This is a genomic window from Paenibacillus sp. 10L310, assembly GCF_056395745.1.
In genome coordinates this window covers 1-25,038 of the sequence record NZ_JBFTKC010000027.1, presented here as the reverse complement: position 1 = coordinate 25,038, position 25,038 = coordinate 1, and the positions used below count along the sequence as shown (strand labels likewise).

The following is a 25,038-nucleotide window of genomic DNA, read 5'->3' as shown; positions in this document are numbered from 1 at the left end:
GTAGTATCAGGTTGTTCGGATTGAATTTTGAAATTTTGGAATGACAAGGAGTGAATGAACAGAATGAAACCCATACGCAACTCGGCAAAGGCTGTCATTGTGCAGGATGGACGATTGCTGGTCATCCGGCTGGAAGACCAATATGGTACCGCTTATGTGTTCCCAGGTGGAGGACAGGAGAAAGGTGAAGAACTCAAGGATGCGGTCGCACGCGAATGTCTGGAGGAGATTGGTCAGGCCGTGAACGTGGGAGAGCTGTTACATATCCGGGAGTATATCGGTAAAAATCATGAATTCGCCGAGTGGGATGCAGATATCCATCAGGTTGAATTTTATTTTGCGTGCAGCCTGATCGATCCGGAGGCAACCGTTTTTGAAGGCTCCAATCCAGATGACCACCAAGTCGCCGTGGAATGGATTGCACTTGAAGAGCTGTCCAACATTCGTTTATATCCAAAAACAATTGGCGAATTGCTTCTTAAATCAGGCTCTTCTTCAATCTATCTTGGAGATCTGAATTAAATCAGCCAAGAAGCAATATCGTGCTAACCCCTTTATGTAAACAATTTTATAAAGAACTTTTCCAATTTTGTCACGTTAACGTATCGGTTCATGGATTCACCATAGGTGAGGTGGGTACACTATAAGTACAGGCTTATTACACCTAACGTAAGTTGACTGTACTTATACACAGCAACGGAGCGGATAAAACCTAAAGAAACGAAACCTGCAAAGTTAAGTACAGGTTTCTGTTTGAACTTTAGCTTACCCACTCCTCAAATTGGAAGAACAGTAGACGTAGTGGAGGGGACGGAATCGATTCTGAGGAAGCAAAGCGTTCGCCTTTATCACCGGATCTTCCCTTTGAGAAAAGGGAATCAAAAAAATCCGGGGATAACAGCGATCCAAAGAACGATCCGTACCCGCAACGGCCGCCTACAAGAGTTCTTCCAACATCCCCTCAAACCGAAAGGAGCACTTCCCATGAACCAGACTGAATTGGAACAAAACATTGTAAAAGCATTGGAAAACAACCCTTTTTGCAGCTTCTCCACTGTGGAGAATGGTAAACCGAAATCCCGCTATATGGCGCTTTTCAACGATGGACTGAACATTCATCTGGCAACGAACCGCCGTACACACAAAGTAGAGGAACTGGAGAATAATCCGAATGTTAGCCTGCTACTAGGTTATGAGGCTGGTGGTTCCAAGGAAGTAGTTGAGATTGAAGGAACCTGTGAAGTGACGAAGAACGAAGGCTTGCGTGAGCAAGTGTGGAACGACGAACTGAAGGCGTGGTTCGATGGACCTAATGATCCTAACTATGTCATTCTGGACATTACCCCGACTCGTATTGAATACACGGGGAAAGATCATGAACATCATGTGTGGGAACAATAATCCGAATATGAACATAACCTCTGCAAAGTAGCGTCCTTATGCGAAAATACGCGCAGAGTTTAATCCAACCGTGAAAGCCATTAAGGTTTCACGGTTTTTGGTATGGATGAATAACTCTGAATTGGATATACATGTAAGACACATGTAATATACGTATTTTAAAGATAATAAGCACTAAATACCTACTAAAATGTTGAAAAAATTGTCGAAATCACGCATGATAATGTAAACTTACCTAGGTATGTGCGGGTAATGTAAAAAATAATGCTTTTCAATGACTGAACATTGCGTTATGATTTGGAATGTAAACGACAAGCACAGACATAAATAGATGTTCATGTGAGATAAACTTACCTGAAATTCCGATGCATGTCATCAGAGCGTCAGTACGCACAACCCATGAAATCTATCTTTTTTCTGCGCTCTTCGTTTGCCCATTAATGCATGATTCAATGTACATAACCGGGAGGGGTTATTTTGAAAATGAGAAAAAAAGTATTATCAAGCCTGACTGCCGCTTTGGTTGCATTAAACGTGCTTGCGGTATTTCCGGTACCTGTGTCGGCTGCGGATGCTGCCAAAGTTAAACTGCGGATCATGGAGACCACAGACATTCATACCAATCTGGTTAACTATGATTATTATTCCGACAAAGAGACAGACCAATATGGACTCGCTAAAACAGCAACACTGATTAAGAAAGCCCGTGACGAAGCGAAGAACAGCCTGCTGTTTGATAACGGGGATTTAATTCAGGGGAATCCGCTGGGAGACTACACTGCCAAAATTGATCCACTGAAAAAGGGTGAGACTCACCCTGTATATAAAGCGATGAATCTGCTCGATTATGATGCAGGTAACATCGGTAACCATGAGTTCAACTATGGTCTGGACTTCCTGGACATGACGCTGGAGGGAGCGAACTTCCCTTACATTAATGCCAATGTTTATGTAGACGATGGTGATGATGATGAGACAAATGACAAGAACTATTTCACACCGTATGAGATTTTGGATAAAAAAGTAACGGATGAGACTGGCAAAGAACATACGATCAAAGTAGGTGTGATCGGATTTGTACCGCCACAAATCATGCAATGGGACAGCGCTAATCTTGAAGGTAAGGTCATCGCCAAAGACATTATTGCTACTGCAAAAAAATTCATTCCTGAAATGAAAGCCAAAGGTGCCGACATTATTGTAGCTATTCCTCACTCCGGATTTGAGGAAATTCCTCAAACGGATCTGATGGAGAACTCCGTTCTGTATCTGAGCCAAGTTGAAGGCATTAATGCTATTCTGTTTGGACATGCCCACAAAGTGTTCCCAAGTGCTGATTTTTCCGGCAAAAAAGGGGTAGACCTGGAGAAGGGCACCATTAACGGCGTTCCTGCTGTAGAGCCAGGATTCTGGGGGGATCACCTGGGGATTATTGATCTGGATCTAGAACAAGTGGATGGCAAATGGAAAGTGGTCGATTCCAAAACGGAAGCACGCCCAATCTATGACACAGCCAACAAAAAACCACTGGTAGAGGCTGATCAGGACATCATTGATGCGGTTCATGAAGAGCATGAAGGTACATTGGAGTATGTTCGTGGTCCGGTGGGCGAAACGACTGCACCCATCAACAGCTTCTTCGCTCTGGTTCAGGATGATCCATCCATTCAGATCGTAACGAATGCACAGAAATGGTATGTCGAAAAACATATTCAAGGTACGGAATATGAGAAAATCCCTGTATTGTCCGCAGGTGCACCGTTCAAAGCCGGTGGACGTTCAGGCGCTTCGTATTACACGAATATTCCTAAAGGCACCATTGCCATCAAAAACGTTGCTGACCTGTACGTGTATCCAAATACGGTACATGCTGTAATGGTTAACGGCGCAGAACTGAAAGAATGGCTGGAATGGTCTGCAGGCCAGTTCAACCAGATCGACCCGGCTAAAGGTGGACAACAACAACTGATCAACAATGACTTCCCAACGTACAACTTCGATGTTATCGATGGTGTAACGTATCAGATTGATGTGACACAACCAGCCAAGTATGACGGCAAAGCAACCGTTGTAAATGCATCGGCAAGCCGGATCAAGGATCTGAGTTTTAACGGTAAACCGATTGACCCAGCGCAAAAATTCATCGTAGCGACGAATAACTACCGTGCTTCTTCGTCCAAGCTGGCTAACCCGGACGGTAAACGTATCGTTCTGGCTGCACCGGATGAGAACCGTCAAGTGATCATCGACTACATCCGTGAGAATAAAACGATTAATCCGGCAGCGGACGGCAACTGGTCCCTGGCACCAATTAAGCCATCTGCTGGGTTAACCGCAGCAGCGCTGAACGATCTTGAAGTTGTGTTTGCTTCTTCCCCGGATGCAAAAGATCTGGTTGAAGCAAACCCGGCGATGTCTTTCATTGGTACAAATGATGATGGTTTTGCTGAATACGGCATGAAATTGACTGGAGAAGCAACAACAACTCCGAAACCAGGTACGGAGCCTGCTCCTACGCCTACAAAGCCAACTAAACCTACGGAGCCGACTACTCCAACCAAACCAACGACCAAGCCACAGCCTGAGAAACCAGCGGGCGGCAAAGTGGTATATGTGGTGAAAAAAGGCGATAACTTGTACCGCATAGGTTTGAAATATGGTGTAGACTGGCGCAAGCTTGCGACAGCTAACCAAATCTCAAATGTGCATAACCTGAAAGTTGGACAGAAAATCGTGATTCCCGCTTCTTAAAGTTTAATAAGTTGAGGGAGACCGACAGTCATCAGACTGTCGGTCTTTTTTTCTGCAAATTTGAATATATTTGTTCCAAGAACCGTCATACAGGAAGTCATCAAAACAGTAGAGATTAATTTTAAGACCCATGATATAATATTTACAAACTTTGGGTATATACAAGTGAACATTAATGGACATGGAATCTAAATTGGCAAGGGGGGTCCTACATGAATTGCAGTGGCTGCAGTCCAATCTATCCTATAGAGGGCCAAGGTACCTTGTACTTGCGTCCCATTTCCCCCGCTTTGCTGGAAGCGCTACAAACGCCGGGAAGACTTATCGAGACGTCGGATGACATGATGTGGATGGATTTTTCGAATCTTGAGACGGTTCAGAATTTAATAAAAGAGATCGGCGAAATTGATCCGACATTACGTGATTCCCTAACCGTTCAGATTATGCCTATTTACGAACAGGTTAATGAAGAAAGCTGGATTAGTCTAACCATGCAGGAGTCCCGTTTCAAACATGCGGAGCTTGTTTCCATTATTCTGGAGCATCAATTCAGCAGTCATATGCAACCCATCGTTGATGCATCGGAGCAGATTATCGGATATGAGTTTTTGCTTCGTCCTGCTGAGAATGGAAAATCCTTCAGTTCCTATGAATTATTTGAAGTTGCGCGTGAGACCGGACTACATTCTTTTCTGGATCGATTGGCACGTATTACTGCTATTGAGACCAGTGCTCTTTTTCTGCCGCATGGTGTCAAACGCTTCGTAAATTTCCTGCCTTCCTCCATATACAATCCCGAATATTGTCTGACACATACGTTTGAAGCGATTGAACGCCTTTCGCTGGACCCTAAAGATTTTGTGTTTGAAGTCGTGGAAACAGAGCAGATTCAGCATATGCCCATCTTGCAGCAAATATTTGAGGTATATCGTTCCCGTGGAATGTCGGTTGCACTGGATGATGTGGGTGCCGGATATTCGACAATAGAGTTGATGAATCGGTTAGAACCGGATTTTGTCAAAATAGATCGAAGTCTTATTGACCGTTGTGATCAGGATTCGACCAAACAAGAGAAAATTCTTCATATTGTTGAGATGTCGAGTCGATTTGGAGGGCAAGTCCTTGCCGAGGGGATCGAACGGATGGAAGAGTTTGAATTCTGTCGTTCCATAGGTATTGAGCTTGCACAGGGCTACTATTTTGGTAAACCCTCGGCGCAACCCCCAGGCGGTCCTTACTCTAATACTTCATCTAATTCATGGAATAATTAGTAACCTGTACCTTGTACAAGTCGCTTCTGATCAGAGGTGGCTTGTTTGGCGTGCCTGCACATTTTTCTCTCAAATAAATACCCTCATTTAGCCGATATATAAGATAAGCCTTTAGATTGATCCATACATACAAAGAAAGAGGGCATTTTTACATTTTGAGGGGGAGAAAGACATGAGTGAAACTCAGGATAATAAACCAATGAAAGCAGCGAAACCTGCCAAACCAAAACATAGTCAAAATAAAAAGAAGAAAAAGAAAGGTTTTGTCTGGAATATAAGGAACAAACTATTGGTCTCCTTCCTGGCCGTTCTACTCCTGCCAAGCTTGGCAGTCGGCTTAATCACACTAACGATGGCTGAAGATGGCGTACAAGGACAATTAGTGGATAGTGCCATGCAAAGTGTGAGCACTGCCAATACCATTGTAGAAAGCCAAGTGAATTACAAGATTCATGACATTAACTATTTCGCGGATGCTCTTGATCCGAGCCTGATCAAAGGGGAGAACGATAGTCCCGAGCTTCAGTTGAAACTGGAGCAATATCTGGGCTTGCATCCCGATGCCATGAATATTTTTGTAGGAACAACAGACGGAGTCATGGTTCGAGGTAAACCAACAGCGAGCAGCACACGGGGAGATGCTTTTGACCCTAGGGAGCGGGAGTGGTACAAACTAGCGATGGAAAAGCCAGGTACAGCTGTTGTATCAGCTGTATCTGTTAATACCGATGGTGTTGCAGTTGTGTTTATCTCCAAAACATTAAAGGATCAATCCGGTGTCATCGGTTTATCTCTGGACCTGACAGACCTGCAAGAGCAGACATCCATTAAGGTGGGCAAAGAAGGCTACGTCATTATTATGGATGCAAACAAAAACTATGTCGTATCCCCTGTAGCAGATGCAGGTACGCCGGAAACGAGTGGCTTGCTGGATGAGATGTATGAAGGTCCAGAAGGTCAATTCGATTACGTGTTCAACGATCAGCCGAAGATGATGATTTTTTCAACAAATGAAGCAACAGGCTGGAAAATTGCAGGCACGATGCTCAAGAGTGAAGTAACTAATGCAAGTAAGGATATTCGCATGGCCACATTTATTGTTATTCTGGCGGCTACGTTCCTTACACTCCTCTTTATTATATGGTTTACACGCTCCATGCTGCGTCCAATTAAACGACTGCAGGAATCTGCCAGAGCCGTGAGTAAAGGTGACTTGACCGTGAAAATGGAAACAGGGCGTAAAGATGAAGTCGGAGAACTAGCGAAGTATTTTGAACGTATGGTCGATAACCTGCGGATGATGATTCTGGGCGTACAGGAAACGACAGAGCAGGTATCTGCTTCTTCTCAAGAATTGTCTGCCAGTGCAGAACAAACTACCAAAGCGATTGAACATTCAACACTGGCCATTCAGGAACTGGCTGAAGGTGCAGAGCAGCAGGTAAACAGCGTGAAAGACGGATCGGGACAGATGAGCCGAATGGCAGAAGATGTTCGAATGATGTCGGAGCGTGTGCAGTCGATTACGGCGAATATGCGGCATACGTCCGGAGCGGCTTCATCTGGGAATGAGGCAGCAGGACAGGCTGTGGAGCAGATGAACAGTATCCAGGAAACGGTGGAGCAGCTGGGGACGGTGGTTCAATCTCTGAATGCCCGTTCCGTTGAGATTGGTAGCATGGTTGATGTCATTGCATCCATCTCCAAACAAACAAACTTGCTCGCATTAAATGCTTCTATTGAAGCGGCAAGAGCGGGGGATGCGGGTCGTGGGTTTGCAGTTGTAGCCGGTGAGGTACGCAAACTGGCAGAAGAATCCGGAAGTTCGGCAGCGCAGATCGGTGAGGTGGTTCATAATATCCGTCAGGACATGGATGCCGCTCTAATCGCTATGAATGCGGCTCAGACCCGGGTAGGAGAAGGAATTCAGGCCGTGAATACGTCAGGACAATCCTTTGCTCAGATTCGGGAGGCGGTGGAAGATGCTGTTCATACATTGGATGACTTGTCCGCAACAACGAAGCAACTGGAGAGCGGTGCATCGCACGTTGCCAAGGCGATGAGTGATATTTCGAATGTGACCCAGGAATCGGCTGCGAATACAGAATCCGTGTCGGCATCTTCGCAAGAACAACTGGCATCGGTAGAAGAGATTGCATCATCCTCGGCACACCTGAATAGCATGGCGGAACAATTACAAGGATTGCTTGGCATGTTCAAGATGGTGGAGGATACACCGAAGGATAAGGGTAAAGAATAAATTCTAAAATTAGGAACACCATAACTTACCACACATTTTATATTAAAAGAAAATAAAGATAGACAATATTCCTGTTGCCCTGTATAAATATATCGTCTGGTCATTCCGCGCATAGAGCGGTGTAATCTTACAGTATAAGATTGAATTAACGAAATAATATATTGATACAGGGTACAGCAGGAGGCTCTATGGTATACGTAGCAATACTGATTTTTGTAGTAACGATCACCTTGGTGATCTGGCAACCTCGTGGATTGGGTATCGGTTGGACTGCCTCTGGTGGGGCATTGCTTGCTCTGCTGTGTGGAGTTGTCAGCTTAAACGATGCCTCGGATGTAGCATCCATTGTATGGAATGCAACGCTGGCCTTTGTCGGCATTATTATGATTTCTCTCATTCTCGACGAGACGGGTTTCTTCGAATGGGCTGCCCTTCATATGGCTAGGCTGGCTGGAGGAGACGGTCGCAGACTGTTCTTCTACTCCATTCTTCTGGGAGCCGCGGTGTCTGCCTTGTTCGCGAATGACGGTGCCGCGCTCATTCTGACGCCAATTGTGCTGGCAATGGTGCGTGCATTGAAGTTTGATGAGCGCATGGTGTTGGCTTTTGTGATGGCGAGTGGGTTTATTGCCGATACCACGTCGTTACCGCTGGTCGTCAGCAATCTGGTTAACATTGTTTCGGCCGATTTCTTTGGCATTACATTTGTGGAGTATGCGGTACGCATGGTTGTGCCCAATCTGTTCTCAATCGTAGCGAGTACGGGGATGTTGTTTTTGTTTTATCGCAAAAGCATACCCCTTCGCTACGACATCTCCGCGGCACGTGACCCGAAGGAAGCGATACGTGATCCACGGATGTTCCGAATCGCCTGGTTCATGCTTGGGCTGTTATTGGTTGCCTATGCATCCAGTGAGTTTCTGCCGATTCCCGTGTCGGTTATCGTTGGCTCTGTTGCGTTGCTGTTCGCTTTGTTGGCACGCAAGAGCGAGGCTGTTGATCTGAAACGGGTAATCAAGGAAGCGCCATGGTCGATTGTGGTGTTCTCGGTGGGCATGTATATCGTCGTATATGGACTGCGTAATGCAGGGTTAACGGATCATCTGAGCCGCTGGCTAGATGCCATAGCAGAGCATGGTCTGCTGGCTGCTTCGCTCGGGATGGGCATTATCGCTGCTGTATTATCATCGGTGATGAACAATCTGCCGACCGTGTTGATTAACCTGCTAGCCATCCAGGGCGCACATACTGAAGGTATCATTCAAGAAGCATTGATCTATGCCAATGTCATTGGTTCCGACCTGGGTCCCAAAATGACCCCAATTGGATCACTTGCCACATTGCTGTGGCTGCACGTGTTGTCACGCAAGGGTGTAAAGATTACATGGGGTTATTATTTCAAAGCAGGTATCGTCCTCACGATCCCAACATTGTTGATCACGTTGGCCGGATTGGCGTTGTGGCTCTGGATTTTAGGTTAGTGCAATCGTATTTTACATTTTCAACTAGCACAGACCGTTAAGTGTCTGGAGTAGGTAGTGTTGTACGGATCGCGCTTATTGTTATGGATGTAGTGGTACTATACAAAAAAACCAACCTTTTTAGAAGGTTGGTTTTTTTGTGTTCTGTTTTCCTTCCCAAACGATTCTTAAATAGAATACTAACTTAGAATTTAAAAAAAGTGGGTATCATAAACGAATACACGATCACTTCCTAACTATTAGGAAAGAGTATAGGCTTGGTGGATATAAAGCGCTTGCATTAGTATGTGTGTAAGGAGGAAAGCCAAATGAGAAAACGTTACATTAAGCTATTAGAGCATTTAAAACAATCTGAGCATGATTTTGTGAGTGGAAGCGAATTAGCTAATCTATTTAATGTAACGACTAGAACGATTCGCAATGACATCAAAGAAATAAATGAAAATTATTTAGATAAAGCAATGGTTATTGGCAATACTCGCAAAGGATACAAATTAGTCGGGGATTTATCCAGCCTGTATAAAAATGAAGATGATGACGAAGAAAGAGCATTTCATATTATCAAAGCACTGTTATCGCAGACTGATTTTATTACGTACGAGGATCTGGCTAGAACGCTTTATTTTTCGACTCAAACGATCCGTAAAGACGTGCAAAAATTAGTGCAAACGATTCAAGCAGAAAAGCAGAACATCGAAATTGAAGCGATTATCTTCCAAGGTATCCGGCTTAAAGGAAGCGAAGTTGAGAAACGGATTTTACTCAAAAAACTAGTCACTACCGATTGTCTCAAACACATGCCGATAGACGAAGCACTGCAATACTATTTTGGCGATTGGTTCAACGAATCTTCTATTCATTTTATCTACGCTTGTATTGAAGAAGAGGTTGCCAAGTATAATTTATTGCTAAGTTTTCAAGAATTATTCTCGATCTGTGTGAATGTTTTGATCAGTCTTAAACGAGTAAGTCTTACACAAAAAATAACTGAACAGGATATGAGGTTGGATCATACAAGCTTTGAAGAATTAAAAATAGCCCAATCTATTCTGATCCGTCTGGCTCAAGAAATGGATATCCCTTTTGATGAATATGAGTATCAGTATTTAGGTTACCTGCTGATCGCATTGCAGATCTTACCTAAAAAAAATGAAGAAATCGGGCATGAACACGTGAATGAAATGGAACAAAAAATCAAATCAGTGATCCAAAAAGTTGGAGAGCAATATGGATTCATCAGCTACAAAAACCAAGAGTTACTTGATCGATTATTAGCTCATATTACCAAATCATTATATCCATTAAAGTATTATTTCCCTGTCGAAAATCCTTTTATTGCTCAAATAAAATCAGAATATACCAATGCTTATAATGTCGCAGTTGTGTTGGCAAAAGAATTGCAATTTTGCTTAAATATCAAAATACCCGAAAATGAAATCGGTTACTTGACGTTACACATTATGGGCATTATTGAGAACTCTCAAGATAACAGAAAACGGATTGCAATTATTTATGGCAAAAATCTATTAGTCGGCAAGCTATTGGAGCGTAAGATTAATCTCTATTTTCCGAATATTAGAATCGATAGTCTATTAGCTAATCATGAAATACATCTTCTTCCCGAAGGAATTGAAACGATTATCACAACGAGCGAGATTGCCGAACAACAGCAGTTAAATGTACAAAATATCATTCTGGTAAGTGAAATGATTACAAGTGATGATATGAAGAATATTTCGATTCAGTTAAATCGTGGACTACTCAAATATTATTTATCACCAGATGATGTTTTTTTCCTAAATGAAGACAATCCAATTGATTTGTTAAAAAAACTTACAGAACTAGGCGATATTCAGCATTTATATACCAGTATTGTGGAAAGAGAAAAAATGTCGAGTACCAATATTGGGAATTTGGTCGCGATGCCCCATCCATTTGATTGTGGAGATAACAAAAAACTACGTGTACTGGTAGCGATTAATAAGCAGAAAATGCTATGGGGTGATCAGATGGCGCAGATCATTTTTCTGTTTATTCCGCCGAAAAATCAGAAGGTGAATAACACCAAATTTTTCGAAGAAATTTACGATGTGTTTAAACAGACCAATATGACAGAAAAACTACTCCATATCACCAATTACGATGAATTTTTGGAAGTCTGGTCTTCCAAATAAATCTAGGAGGAATTCAAATGTTAATTAATATGAAAGATTTACTTAAAGTAGCGTATGAAAATAAATTTGCAGTCGGATCATTTAATGTAGCCAATAGCGAGTTCGTCAAAGTGGTCATTACAGCCGCAGAGGAGCAGAATTCGCCTGCAATTATGCAGATTCACCCTAATGAAATTGATCTAGTCACTGATGGGTTTATAGCCTATGTGCGAGAAGCGGCATCCAAGTCCAAAGTACCGTTTGTTATTCATCTGGATCATGGAGCGACGATCAAAGATATTACGCGTTCGATTCGCAATGGGTATACATCAGTCATGATGGATGCATCTCATTTACCTTTTGAGGAGAATATTGCGGCAACCAAGGAAGCGGTTGAACTGGCTCATCTGGTCGATGTATCTGTAGAAGGTGAACTAGGTACGATTGGGAGTAATGAAGGCAGCTCGGAAGGTGGGGCTGACGAGATTTTGTATACGAATCCAGAAGAAGCGGCGATTTTTGTAGAACAAACAGGTATCGATACACTTGCTGTCGCTGTAGGTACTTCACATGGTATTTATCCTCAATCCAAAGATCATTCGATCAAAATCGATCGTTTGAAACAAATTCATGAAAAAGTAAAAATTCCGTTAGTGCTGCATGGTGGATCAGATAATCCTGATGAAGAGATTAGAGAAGCAGTAAAGCATGGGATAGCGAAGATCAATTTATCAACCGATATGAAGCGAGCATTCTACAACCAATTAAGAGCGACACTCGATGCGAATCCGAAAGCATATGAACCGGATCAACTGATGCCTGAGGCGACCAAAGCGGCAACAGAACTGGTGAAGAAAAAAATGGATCTGTTCGGTTCTACAGGTAAAGCATCCCTTTATAAACTGGGAGAAATTTAAGAGGAGAGATCCATCATGAAGATTTCTAATGTCTTAAAACCAGAAAATATCATATTAGATGTCACCGCTACGACCAAAGCCGAATTAATAGATGAATTGTCGCAAAAGTTAAACGATAACGGCTATTTAAGCGATATTGAGCAATTTAAAAAAGATATCTGGGCACGTGAAGAACAGGTTCCTACAGAAGTGGGATTCGGAATAGCCATTCCACATGCCAAGTCTACTGGAGTACAGTCCCCTGCCATTATTATGGGCAGATCATTAAGCGGTATTGAATATAGTACCGAATCATGTAATTTATTTTTTATGATTGCAGTCGATCAAAGCTCTTCATCAGAGCATTTGCAAACATTATCCAAAATTTCGACCTTTTTGATGGATGAACTATTTAGAGCTAAACTTATCCTTGCTCGAGATCAAGAAGAGATTGTCCGTTTATTTGAACAGGCAGAAGAGCAGGATGCGCAGGCACTTCAACGTCCTAAAAAGTATGCTGGCAAAAAAGTGGTTGGAGTTACAGGCTGTCCTACAGGAATTGCCCATACGTTTATGGCCGCGGAAGCATTGAAAAATGCGGCCAAGGAACTCGGTGTACACATTAAAGTGCAAACCAATGGATCAACAGGTGTTGGAAATCAATTGACTCCTGAAGATATTGCTGAAGCTGATGGTATTATTGTGGCGGCAGATGTCAAAGTCGATATGGATGTTTTTGGCGATCGTCCAGTGATCAAAACCTCTGTCAAAAATGGAGTCCATCATGCACAAGAGTTAATTGAAGATGCGATTGCTGGAAAAGGTGTCGTTTTGAATCAAGGCAACAGTAATCTTAAAGATGCAAAAGAAAAAACACGTTTAAAGCAGCCTAAAATATACAGCCATATTATGAATGGTGTATCCTTTATGATTCCTTTTGTAGTGGCAGGCGGTATATTGATTGCGCTTTCGTTTATGTTTGGTATTCATGCGGCTGACCCAAATAGCCCGGACTATAATGCTTTCGCCGCTTTTTTAAGTACAGCAGGGGGTAGTGCTGCTTTTGCATTGATGGTTCCTGTATTAGCAGGGTATATTGCATATAGTATTGCTGACCGTCCAGGATTGGCACCTGGTATGATTGGTGGGATGCTGGCAACTATTGGAGGTTCCGGCTTTTTGGGAGGTATGCTGGCTGGATTTATCGCCGGTTATACGATCATAGCTCTGAAAAAATTAGTCAAAGGCATTCCTGACTCACTGCAAAGCCTGTCACCTGTGCTGATCTTGCCATTAGTAGGTTCATTTATAACCGCCTTGATTATGTATTTTGTCATCAACAGTCCGATGGCTTGGATCAATGAGTCGTTACAAGGTTGGCTAAATGGTTTAACAGGTTCTAATGCTATTTTATTAGGAGCACTTCTGGCAGGAATGATGGCATCTGATATGGGAGGGCCGATTAACAAAACAGCATCTGCATTTGGACTGGCGATGTTCGCCAATCAAATCTTTGAACCTTCTGCTGCTCTGATGGTTGGAGGTATGGTTCCGCCACTGGGTATTGCATTAGCTACAACATTATTTAAGAATAAATTTTCAATCGAAGAACGTAATGCAGGTAAAGCCGCTTATATTATGGGTGCATCGTTTATTACAGAAGCCGCGATTCCTTTTGCTGCAAATGATCCCTTGAGAGTAATTCCATCCAATATTGTAGGTGCAGCGATTGGTGGAGGAATGAGCATGGCTCTAGGTATTTCGTTACAAGCTCCTCACGGTGGAATCTTTGTTATTCCCATTGCGGCAAGTAATCCATTATTGTATATTGTCTGTATTTTAGTTGGTTCCATCATTACAGCTTGTATGATTGGATTGTTAAAGAAACCTGTATATCTACCAAAAAGTAATTCAAGCGACCCGTCAGATAAAAAAGCCTTAACAACTATGAAATCTGCATAAATTCTCTAACCACCTGGTGCCATGCACTGGCTATGAGGCAGTTGATTGTTCTATATAACGGATTAATTCAAATTCAATATCTACATTAAGTATTTACACAAGGTCAGCCTTTATAGGGCTGGCCTTTTTGCCTACTTCCCAGGCAGGAGATTGAAATGCCTGAGATCCAACGAGCGCTGACACAGCGAAGGGAACGGAACGATTGTGGAAAAGCGAAGCGTTCGCCTTTATCCCCGGATGTATTCCATAGAAAAAGTAAATCATATAAATCCGGGGATAACAGCGATTGAAACAACGTCCGTTCCCGAAGCGGCCACTTCAGCGCAACTTGTCTCAGATGATTTTCAATATACAGCCGATATTTTTAACATTGCGTTTACAAAACACTGATTTTAAGATGACATACCGAAACTACAATGAGTAAAGAGTTGATGGTGAACAAACAAATTCACAAAACGCCATCACTACATTGGGGGAGGAAAACAAAACATGTTTAAAAAGTTGCCGTTTATTTTGATGACCTTAACGTTCGTACTGGTACTCGCAGCATGCGGATCGAAAAATGACGCTGGTACAGAGGGTGCCGCAAGCAATGGATCAGGAGAAGCTGCTACTGAGCTTAGCGGTAACATTCTGGCAGTCGGATCGACAGCATTGCTACCTCTGGTAGAACAAGCTGGACAGAAATTTATGGCAGTTGATGAATATAAGAACGTAACGGTTCAAGTTCAAGGTGGCGGTAGTGGTACTGGTTTGACACAAGTATCTGACGGACAAGCTACAATCGGTAACTCTGATGTATTTGCAGAAGAGAAACTGGAGGACGAAGCCAAAGTAAAAGAACTGGTTGACCATCAAGTAGCAGTAGTAGCTATGGCGCCAGTTAGCAACAAAGATGCAGGTGTAGAAGATTTGACGAAGCAACAACTGGTCGACATCTTCTCCGGTAAAGTAACAAACTGGAAAGACGTTGGCGGCGCGGATAAAGCAATCGTTATTGTAAACCGTCCGAGCAGTTCCGGTACTCGTGCAACTTTTGAGAAGTATGCATTGGGTGCAAAAATGGGTGATATCCAAGGTTCGATTCAAGAAGATTCTTCTGGTAACGTAAAAAAATTGGTATCTGAAACGCCAGGTGCTATTGGTTACCTCGCCTTGTCTTACTTGGATGACAGCTTGCAAGTGTTGAAATACGAAGGTGTAGAAGCAACAGTTGAGAACGTAGAAGCAGGAACTTATCCAGTGTGGGCTTACGAGCACATGTACACGAAAGGTAAGCCAGATGCAGCAACACAAGCATTCCTGGACTACATCTTGAGTGACGAAATTCAACAAAACGACGTGACAGAACTGGGATACATTCCAATGTCAGGTATGAAAGTAAAACGCGATGCAGCAGGTAATGTGGTTGAGTAATCTTTGAACTTGCGCATACAGCGAAAGAGGCGGACTTAGGTCCCGCCTCTTTACGCGGTTTGCTCTAAAATAATCCCATATTTTGCATTAATTCTACTATAGAAGGATGGTTGTTATGGAACAGACCGAAGGGGGAACGGTAATGAATAACAAGTTGAAACCGCGCCGGCCCTTAAAAGAGAAACATTATTGGGAAGAGTGGACGGGACGGATCTATACGTCGATTTGTGTCGTTTTCCTGATCGTTGTCATGTTTTCCATTGTTTATTTTGTAGCGTCTAAGGGGCTATCCACATTTTTCCAAAATGGAATAAGCATCAGCGAATTCCTTGGTGGAAAAACGTGGAATCCGACCGGAGAACCTGCGTTCTACGGGGCATTACCGTTCATCACAGGTTCTTTCATTACAACCTTGCTTGCAGCATTGATCGCAAGTCCGCTTGGCCTGTGTGCAGCGCTCTTCATGACAGAGATTGTTCCGGGTAAAGGCAAAAAGATCTTGCAGCCTGCGATTGAACTCTTGTCCGGAATTCCATCCGTTGTATACGGATTTATCGGTCTGAGCGTCATCGTACCTTTGTTGCGCAGTATCTTTGGTGGAACAGGCGTCGGGATTGCAGCCGGATGTCTTGTTCTCGCGGTAATGATTCTTCCTACGGTGACAAGTATTATGGCAGATGCATTGTCCGCGTTGCCAAAAGGATTGCGTGAATCCTCCTATGCACTGGGTGCCACTCGCTGGCAAACCATCTACCGTGTCATTATTCCAACAACTTTGCCAGCTTTGTTGACAGGTGTCGTTTTGGGTATGGCCCGTGCCTTTGGTGAGGCTCTTGCTGTACAGATGGTTATCGGTAATGCACCGCATGTTCCAACATCCTTGCTCGAATCAGCTTCAACATTAACAAGTGTAATTACACTCAGCATGGGTAACACCACGATGGGTTCTGTTCATAACAATGCACTGTGGAGTATGGCGCTTGTCCTGTTGGTGATGACATTTGTCTTCGTCATTCTGGTTCGCCTGCTTGAAAGGAGAAACCGGGTATGAAAATGAAGGCAAAGACGGTAGATAAAATTGCAACATCCGTTATCGTTGTACTAGCCCTGTTCATTGTTATTCTATTGCTCGGTCTGCTTGGCTTCATCATGTATAGAGGCATTGGACATATTAGCTGGAACTTCCTTACAAGTGCACCACAGTTGCTTAAGGGTGGCGGCGGGATTGGTCCACAGCTCTTCAACTCCGTATTCTTGCTTGTTCTGACCCTGCTTGTTACCATTCCACTCGGATGGGGCGGCGGGATTTACATGGCGGAATACGCCAAACCAGGCAAGATTACCAGCTTCATTCGTCTGGTCGTTGAAGTATTGTCATCATTCCCATCCATCGTTATCGGTTTGTTTGGTCTCTTGCTGCTAGTAAATCAATTTGGTCTTGGTTTCTCCCTGATCTCGGGTGCCTTGGCTCTGGCGATCTTTAACTTGCCACTGATGGTGCGGACTACGGAGCAGGCCTTCCGTGCCGTTCCGAAGGAACAGAAAGAAGCAGGTCTGGCGCTTGGACTGTCCAAGTGGAAGATTATCACTTCGATTCTACTACCTGTGGCATTGCCGAGTTTGATTACGGGTACGATCCTGGCATCGGGCCGGATCTTCGGTGAAGCAGCAGCGCTGATGTTCACCGCAGGTATGAGCAGTCCACCATTGGACTTTACAGATTGGAATCCGACGAGTCCAAGATCACCGCTTAATCCTTTCCGTCCGGCAGAGACACTTGCTGTCCATATCTGGAAAGTGAATAGTGAAGGTATTGGGCCAGATTCCAAAGAAGTGGCAGCAGGGGCATCCGCCGTGCTTGTCATTCTCGTGCTGGCGTTCAATCTAAGTGCACGCTGGATCGGTCGGGTTGTATTCCGCCGCATGACAGCTTCGAAATAAGGAGGAACCAACATGGCCATACCTTTTGGTACGGAACAGTTAAGCATATATTATGGACATTTCCAGGCGGTCAAGCAGATTAGCCTGACGTTTCCTGAAGCAAGCGTAACGGCTCTTATTGGACCGTCTGGTTGCGGTAAATCCACGTTCCTCCGGTCGCTGAACCGAATGAACGACGAGATTGCCGGTTCCCGTACAGAGGGACATATCTGGATGGACGGTAACGACCTGAATGAGCCTGGAACCGATGTAATCAAGCTTCGCCAGAAGATTGGCATGGTGTGGCAGAAGCCAAATCCTTTTCATAAGTCCATCTACAACAATATCGCGTTTGGCCCCCGCTACCGCGGTACGAAGAGTAAGAAGGCACTGGATGAAATTGTGGAAAAAAGCTTGCGCCGTGCTGCGCTCTGGGACGAAGTAAAAGACAGACTGCATGAGTCAGCTCTGTCTCTCTCTGGGGGACAACAGCAGCGCCTGTGTATCGCTCGCGCTTTGTCTGTTGAACCACAGATTCTGCTGCTCGATGAGCCGGCATCTGCACTTGACCCGGTATCTACGGGTAAAGTTGAAGAGTTGATTACCGAGCTCAAGAAGGAGCTACGGATTGTTATTGTTACCCATAACATGCAGCAGGCGGCACGAATCTCGGATTACACAGCTTATTTCTATCTGGGAAGCATGATTGAGCACGGGGATACAGAGCATATTTTCACGAACCCGGACAATCGTCTGACGCAAGAATACATTATGGGTCGTTTTGGTTAATTGGATCATGGAGTGTAACATAGAGCAATAGACAGAGAGATAGAGAAATAATAGAGACAAAAGAAAGCACAGTGCCTGGACGGTTGTTCGGGGGTTGTGCTTTTTTAATTTATAATTTTAGTGGGATTTTCTGTATGCGGGATAAACATTATGCTACGATATTTAGTGTGAAGAGAACGTTTACATGACTTCGAAGGAGATGTTGATAATCACTACGGATCAGATGTCTTACGACCATATGGAAGCTCAGATTATACAGAACTACACTATTGAGAAACCTGTCGTTTCATATATTCGTCATAATGAGAATCTGACATATCATGTCGTTGATGAAGCAAGCGGGCAGAAGTATCTGCTACGGATACACCAAGCCGCATATGCAAGTATGACAGGCATTCAGCATACGCTTTCTGCGCTGGAGGCAGAGATGAATCTGCTTCATGAGTTAAATGCAACGACAGCATTGCGCGTGCAACATCCGGTACGCAATGCATCGGGTGAATGGGTCACGCTATGGACAAGTGAGGCAGGGAAAGAGATTTGTTGTACGGTACTGGAGTGGATTGAGGGAAGGGACATCCAGCAGGGAGAACGCCTGACAACAGAGCAGATCTATGATCTTGGGGCACAACTGCAGATGCTTCATCAATATGGGCGTGAGCAGAATCAGACAGATCGAACAAAGGTGCGTCCGGCATATGGCAATAGCCATGAGAACTTGGTCATGCTCGGGCAGCTAGAAGAAGGCGTCCGACTGGGGATTTTTACAACGGAAGACTTCGATCTGCTTCGTGAGACGTTTGAGAACATTAATAAGCAGTTAGAAACATACCCGCAGCACGCAGGGACATGGGGGATCATTCATGGGGATATTACTCGCAACAATCTGCTGATAACGGAGCAGGGGATTTCCATGATTGATTTTTGTCTACACGGTTATGGTTATTATCTTTTTGATGCCGGAGGGGCAGCACTTATGTTCAATCGGGAGGAACGTGACATATTTTTATCCGGTTATACCCAACAGATCGCACCACTGACGGATCGTGATATCCGGTTAATGGAAGGGTTTATGTTGATCTTTACACTGGGTTATTATGCCTTTCAGATGGCGAATGAGTCGAGGCACGAATGGATGAAAGATCGCATGCCGAAGCTATGCAGCAAGTATTGTAGACCCTATGTACAGAACGAGAGCATCTTCTATGAGTTATGAGGTGTTTCCTTTTCTAGGAGCTATAACTTAGGATTAAGATTGTGAATATTACCTGGGCGTCCTGAACAATCGGGGTGCTCTTTTTGCATGCATTAGATAACGATCTTAATGGACATTTATGAAGAAAGTATAAACTCTGAGGAGAGTCAACTTTTCTTAGCTACAATATAGTCATGGGAGGATGAAGCAGCGATGAGAGACAGCGAGAATATATTGCTGGTGGAGGATGATCCGGAGATTGCCCGTATTTTGAGAGACCATCTACGTCATGAGGGTTATGGTGTAACTTGGGCATCAAGCGGTTTGGAGAGCTGGGAAGACTTTAGGGAGGGAACCTATCAATTAGTCTTGTTGGATCTGATGCTGCCGGAAATGGATGGGTTCACGGTATGCAAAAACATTAGACTGATCAGCGATGTTCCGCTGCTCATGATGAGTGCTCGAATCGAGGAAGAGAGCAAAGTCAGGGGGCTTGGGCTGGGAGCTGACGATTATATTACGAAGCCCTTCAGTCTAACGGAACTCACAGCTCGCATTAAATCTCATCTGAATAGGTACCGCAGATATCAGGGCGTAGAGCCGGATTCGACAGATAGACAGTATAACGATGGGTTATCGATTGATTATTTGAATCAGCGCGCACAGGTTCATGGAGAACATGTGGTACTAACCAACAAGGAATGGGCTTTGCTCATACTGCTTGCTTCTCATCCGGGCCGGGTGTTTACCAAGGCGGAACTGTATGAACATGTCTGGAGTCAGCCAGAGGCGGGGAACTCGAGTACAGTCACAGTTCATGTGAAGAGCCTTCGGGCCAAGCTTGGTGACGAGCCCCATCATCCACGCTGGATTCAGACGGTGTGGGGCAGTGGCTACCGGTTCATGGGGGAGCCTGAGGAATGAAGTTGAAGTACTGGTTAATGCTTGCCTTCCTCATTGTAATGCTGCTGCCTGTCGCTGCTGGGTGGGCGCTGTACTCCCTGTATAACTATTACAATGATCAGCGTGCCGTAACGGAATATGTAGAGTTGTCCGGACAATTGGCTCCTATTGAACTGGCTTTATCTGACCCGGGACTGTACCAGCTGCAATCGCCTGATGCTTTCGCTGCACTCTCTGAATTGGAGAATGGTCGGGTGAACTTTGCTCTGTATTTACCAACAGGGATTCGGGTGTACACATCAGAGGGGAGTACATGGTCTGCTGGAGCTTACACCGTTGGGGGGGCGGAGCTGTATCGTAATTTGTACAACTTACAGATTCGTCATCGTACATTCTCGTTGAAGAAACCCGTATGGGAAAAAGGTGAGTTGGTAGGCATTTACGAAATCGTCATGCTGCGTGGAGATTGGCTGGAAGGCATATCCTTGCGGACTACCTGGGTCATGGGTCTCGCTGCTACTTTCTTTATCCTGTTATACGGAACAGTGCTGTGGTTGCTATCCCGAAAGCTCTTTCGGCCGATGAAATATCTCATAGAACGAATGGATGCTTTTGCACGGGGAGAGGCTGCTACGGATGTGGTACCTGTTCGTCATGATGAAATGGGCATCTTGCTCCAACAGTTTGATGCAATGCAAGACAAGATCAGACATACTCAGGCCGATGTGGAGAGGGAGCAAAAAGAAAAAGAGCTCATGATCGCCTCGTTATCCCATGATCTGAAAACACCGTTGATGTCCATTAGTGCCTATACGGAAGGACTTAACGGTGATCGTCAACTGAACCGCCTTGAAAGGCAGGAATATCAGGATGTGCTGCTCGGAAATGTGGAGCGGATGAAACAGATGATTAGTGAACTTGAGATGTATACGGCGCTGGGTTCCAATGAATCGGAGATGGCCATGGTTAAGGTGGAAGGTGGAGAGTTTTTTGATATGCTGCTTGGGAGCTATGAGGGACTTGCCGAGCGTGGCCAGATTGACGTGAAGATGGATGTCCGCACAGATCAACTGTACCGAGTTCATCCGGAACAACTGATGCGCCTGACAGATAATCTGATAAATAATGCACTACGCCACACAAGGACGAACGGTGTAATAGGACTAGGGGTTATTGCTTCAGATTGGGAGCTTCCTGAATGGATTATTCCTTCGCTTAGAGCTGAATTGGATAACTACAGGGCGGGAGCAACATTGATCATAGTACAAAACGAAGGTCCTGCTATTCCTGAAGAACAGCTCATTCGTATCTTCGAACCCTATGTTCAACACCAGAATCAGGAGGAGAAGACATATGCAGGTGGTTCGGGATTGGGATTGAGTATAGCCAAACGGGTTGCAATAAAGCACGGAGGGGATATGCGCATGTGGTCATACGAAGGATATGGAACGCTGGCAGTATGCCGATTGCCTGAACATGGAGAATGTAAACGCAGAGAGGGTGGATAAGATGATGAAAAAAGGATGGATGATGCTGGGTACTGCTGTGTTGGCAGGCGCCCTGCTTGGAGGTTGCGCGGAGAAGGATATGCTGTCTATGTCAGGAGATGAGATGATTGAGAAGGTTGTCTCAGCAGAAACAGAACCCGCCTCGTATTATGCGGAAGGTGTGATGAAGATATGGGCGGATGACAAGCTGACTAACACGATGCAAATTAAGGAATGGGTAGATGGTGAAACCGGACGAAAGCGCACGGAAACATCAGAGAATGGCAATGTCAGTTACGCAGTTAATGATGGAAAGAAGATCATCATATATGAAAAAGAAACAGGGGCAGCATATTCCATGGATGCATCATCCGTGTCACAACAACCTAATCAAACCCAGAAGCAAATATTGCTCGATCAACTAGAGCGGTTACGTACTACGCATGATGTGAATATGATGGGACAGGAGAAACTTTATGGACAGGACGTCATTCATATTGAATTGACACCAAAAGAAGAAGGCGCATTCTCCATATCTTCAGAGTATTGGGTAGATCCCAAAACGTGGATGATTGTCAAAGTAAACAGCGCGTATGGGGATGGAAAATCAGAAATGGTCTATGATCCGATTCAGTATGAACCTGAATTCACAAAGGATACTTTCGTAATTGACATCCCTAAGGAGGTCGATGTGAAGGACTTGAACGATATGATGCAGAATTCCGAAGTGACCCTAGATGAAGCGGAAAAAGCGTTGGAACAGCCGTTCCTACAGGACATGAGTGGAGAATTCGAACTATCACGGATCGAAATGTCTACATCGCGCGGTGAGCTGAGCAGAGATGAAGTAACCTTGTATTATGTAAGTAACGACAAGGTAGAAGTCAGCCTGACGGTATTCAAGATGCCGGAAGAAAATGTGGACGATACACTAATACCGGATGAAGCCGAGATTAAGGTTCGTAACACCGAGGGTTCATATATGAAGAGCATTCGGAACATATCATGGAGTGAGAATGGCTTGCGGTACTCCATCATGGGTGAAAACGAAGGATGGACAAAGGCAAAGCTGCAAGCTTGGGCGGAAGAACTGACCCTTCCCAATCCGTCTAGATGAGCTAAAGAATAATAATAAGGTTGCCGCAGAAACGAAGCGGCAGCTTTTTTTGTATATTCTCCTTTTGGTGTGGTGGATATCTATTCGATCTCCTTTCAGTCCATTCCAAAAAGGCAAGAGGGCAACTTCACGTTTACAGTTCAATATGCATATTTATAGAAGACAATCTTGATTTGGTGATGGAGGCAGGAGAAGGGGGCATCGCAGGATGGCTGTTTTATCAACAGGGCCAATAGAAAATAATATAGTGGTGGGAAGCGGCGAGCGTCCTACACAGAGAATTACAGTGAAATTAGACAATTGGAGTCTCACTAGTTTCTCTACCGTTCTGGTTCAAGGCTATTATTTGAATGGTGTTCGCACACTATACGTTCAGGAATTGTTTAATGTTTTGCCTAACCAGGTTATAACAAAAGACTATTATGCAGATTTGGATGCATTTGAGTTTATATTTATCACAGGTGATGATACGGAGGATGAAGTTCAGATTTCCGTATGGGGGAAAAACCAGAACGGTCAACTGGTAACGGCACATCGTTTGGTGTCTGAGGAATTGTTAGGAGCGAACCCCGGTCTAGTCGGGGTAACGGGTGCGACTGGAGCTACAGGGACAGCAGGGGTTGCGGGAACAACTGGTCCTACAGGGGCTACAGGTGTTACAGGACTGACAGGAGTTACTGGTCCTCCTGGAGGAACTACGGGATCGACGGGAGAGACAGGATCTACCGGAGTGACAGGAGTCACGGGCGCTACTGGAAGTACGGGGACCACAGGAGAGACAGGGCTTACGGGAGTGACGGGTATTACTGGGAGTACAGGAATAACAGGAACGACTGGAGTCACCGGGAGCACAGGGGAGACAGGGTCTACTGGAGCCACAGGTGTCACCGGTAGTACGGGAATAACAGGAACGACTGGGGTCACTGGGGCTACAGGTGCGACAGGCGTAACGGGGGCGACCGGAGTTACTGGAGATACGGGAGCGACAGGACTGACGGGGACGACCGGAGTCACTGGTGTTACAGGCGCAACAGGCGTAACGGGTGCGACCGGAGTTACTGGAGATACGGGAGTGACAGGCGTAACGGGGACGACCGGAGTTACTGGAGATACGGGAGCGACAGGACTGACGGGGACGACCGGAGTTACTGGAGATACGGGAGCGACAGGACTGACGGGGACGACCGGAGTCACTGGTGTTACAGGCGCAACAGGCGTGACGGGAGCGACCGGAGTCACTGGAGATGCAGGTGCGACAGGATTGACGGGGGCGACCGGAGCTACTGGTGCAACGGGAGTTACGGGAACGACCGGAGTTACTGGAGCTACGGGAGTGACAGGCGTAACGGGGACGACCGGAGATACTGGTGTTACAGGTGCGACAGGCGTAACGGGGACGACCGGAGTTACTGGAGATACGGGCGCGACAGGACTTACAGGAACGACCGGAGTTACTGGGGCTACAGGTGCAATAGGCGTAACAGGGGCGACTGGAGATACTGGTGTTACAGGTGCAACCGGATTGACGGGAGCAACAGGAGTCACTGGAGATACAGGCGCAACGGGAGTAACAGGGACGACCGGAGTCACTGGTATTACAGGTGCGACAGGCGTAACGGGAACGACCGGAGCCACAGGGGTTACAGGTGCAACAGGCGTAACCGGAACAACCGGGACGTCCGGAGTAACGGGAGCAACGGGAGCGACCGGAGTCACAGGGGTTACAGGTGCAACAGGCGTAACCGGAACAACCGGGACGTCCGGAGTAACGGGAGCAACGGGAGCGACCGGAGTCACAGGGGTTACAGGTGCAACAGGCGTAACCGGAACAACCGGGACGGCTGGTGTAACGGGAGCAACGGGAGCGACCGGAGTCACTGGGGCTACAGGTGCGACAGGYGYGACGGGAACAACCGGGACGGCTGGTGTAACGGGAGCAACGGGAGCGACCGGAGTCACTGGGGCTACAGGTGCGACAGGCGTGACGGGAACAACCGGGACGGCTGGTGTAACGGGAGCAACGGGAGCGACCGGAG

The 25,038-nt window shown here is 45.3% G+C and carries 18 protein-coding genes; all 18 read left to right on the top strand.

Translation table 11 applies throughout. From position 1 onward, the window contains the following. Positions 1-63: 63 nt before the first annotated feature. The gene (locus AC1DE7_RS29445; RefSeq protein ID WP_076253864.1) at positions 64-522 is read left to right on the top strand and encodes an NUDIX domain-containing protein; all 459 of its coding nucleotides are present in this window, start codon (positions 64-66) and stop codon (positions 520-522) included. Positions 523-984: 462 nt separating this feature from the next. Then, positions 985-1,401 carry a pyridoxamine 5'-phosphate oxidase family protein gene (locus AC1DE7_RS29440; RefSeq protein ID WP_074093246.1) on the top strand — a complete coding sequence of 139 codons (417 nt, stop codon included), beginning with the start codon at positions 985-987 and terminating at the stop codon, positions 1,399-1,401. 477 nt (positions 1,402-1,878) lie between these two features. Beyond that, positions 1,879-4,152 (top strand): bifunctional 2',3'-cyclic-nucleotide 2'-phosphodiesterase/3'-nucleotidase, encoded by a 2,274-nt coding sequence (locus AC1DE7_RS29435; RefSeq protein ID WP_477535719.1) that lies wholly within the window; start codon positions 1,879-1,881, stop codon positions 4,150-4,152. A gap of 212 nt (positions 4,153-4,364) precedes the next feature. Continuing rightward, positions 4,365-5,423: an EAL domain-containing protein gene (locus AC1DE7_RS29430; RefSeq protein ID WP_340019040.1), complete on the top strand. Its 1,059-nt coding sequence runs from the start codon at positions 4,365-4,367 to the stop codon at positions 5,421-5,423. A 172-nt stretch (positions 5,424-5,595) separates the two neighbouring features. Further along, positions 5,596-7,683 (top strand): methyl-accepting chemotaxis protein, encoded by a 2,088-nt coding sequence (locus AC1DE7_RS29425; RefSeq protein WP_339190095.1) that lies wholly within the window; start codon positions 5,596-5,598, stop codon positions 7,681-7,683. A 188-nt stretch (positions 7,684-7,871) separates the two neighbouring features. Next, entirely contained in the window at positions 7,872-9,164 is a 1,293-nt protein-coding gene (locus AC1DE7_RS29420; protein WP_340019042.1) for an arsenic transporter, read from the top strand. Between the two features lie 308 nt (positions 9,165-9,472). Beyond that, positions 9,473-11,338 (top strand): BglG family transcription antiterminator, encoded by a 1,866-nt coding sequence (locus AC1DE7_RS29415; RefSeq protein ID WP_477535718.1) that lies wholly within the window; start codon positions 9,473-9,475, stop codon positions 11,336-11,338. Between the two features lie 17 nt (positions 11,339-11,355). Next, a complete protein-coding gene (locus tag AC1DE7_RS29410; protein WP_036616777.1) occupies positions 11,356-12,234 on the top strand; it encodes a ketose-bisphosphate aldolase in 879 nt (292 codons plus the stop codon). A 15-nt stretch (positions 12,235-12,249) separates the two neighbouring features. Then, positions 12,250-14,175, top strand: coding sequence for a PTS fructose transporter subunit IIABC (locus AC1DE7_RS29405; RefSeq protein WP_477535717.1), 1,926 nt, complete (start codon positions 12,250-12,252; stop codon positions 14,173-14,175). A 489-nt stretch (positions 14,176-14,664) separates the two neighbouring features. Beyond that, the gene (locus tag AC1DE7_RS29400; RefSeq protein ID WP_047840352.1) at positions 14,665-15,591 is read left to right on the top strand and encodes a phosphate ABC transporter substrate-binding protein PstS family protein; all 927 of its coding nucleotides are present in this window, start codon (positions 14,665-14,667) and stop codon (positions 15,589-15,591) included. 115 nt (positions 15,592-15,706) lie between these two features. After that, complete coding sequence (gene pstC / locus AC1DE7_RS29395; RefSeq protein ID WP_017690972.1) at positions 15,707-16,642, top strand: phosphate ABC transporter permease subunit PstC; 936 nt, start codon at positions 15,707-15,709, stop codon at positions 16,640-16,642. Between the two features lie 2 nt (positions 16,643-16,644). Next, positions 16,645-17,532 (top strand): phosphate ABC transporter permease PstA, encoded by an 888-nt coding sequence (pstA, locus tag AC1DE7_RS29390; RefSeq protein WP_036616846.1) that lies wholly within the window; start codon positions 16,645-16,647, stop codon positions 17,530-17,532. Between the two features lie 12 nt (positions 17,533-17,544). Next, positions 17,545-18,300, top strand: coding sequence for a phosphate ABC transporter ATP-binding protein PstB (gene pstB, locus AC1DE7_RS29385; protein WP_036616781.1), 756 nt, complete (start codon positions 17,545-17,547; stop codon positions 18,298-18,300). A 184-nt stretch (positions 18,301-18,484) separates the two neighbouring features. Further along, the gene (locus AC1DE7_RS29380; protein ID WP_477535716.1) at positions 18,485-19,516 is read left to right on the top strand and encodes a phosphotransferase enzyme family protein; all 1,032 of its coding nucleotides are present in this window, start codon (positions 18,485-18,487) and stop codon (positions 19,514-19,516) included. Between the two features lie 192 nt (positions 19,517-19,708). Next, positions 19,709-20,419: a response regulator transcription factor gene (locus tag AC1DE7_RS29375; protein ID WP_477535715.1), complete on the top strand. Its 711-nt coding sequence runs from the start codon at positions 19,709-19,711 to the stop codon at positions 20,417-20,419. Continuing rightward, positions 20,416-21,906: a sensor histidine kinase gene (locus AC1DE7_RS29370; RefSeq protein WP_477535714.1), complete on the top strand. Its 1,491-nt coding sequence runs from the start codon at positions 20,416-20,418 to the stop codon at positions 21,904-21,906. Before AC1DE7_RS29375 ends, AC1DE7_RS29370 begins: the two co-directional genes overlap by 4 nt. A 4-nt stretch (positions 21,907-21,910) precedes the next feature. Continuing rightward, a complete protein-coding gene (locus AC1DE7_RS29365) occupies positions 21,911-23,002 on the top strand; it encodes a LolA family protein (protein WP_477535713.1) in 1,092 nt (363 codons plus the stop codon). A gap of 208 nt (positions 23,003-23,210) precedes the next feature. Then, the coding region (locus AC1DE7_RS29360) for a collagen-like triple helix repeat-containing protein (RefSeq protein WP_477535712.1) at positions 23,211-25,038 on the top strand (1,828 nt) is incomplete at its 3' end.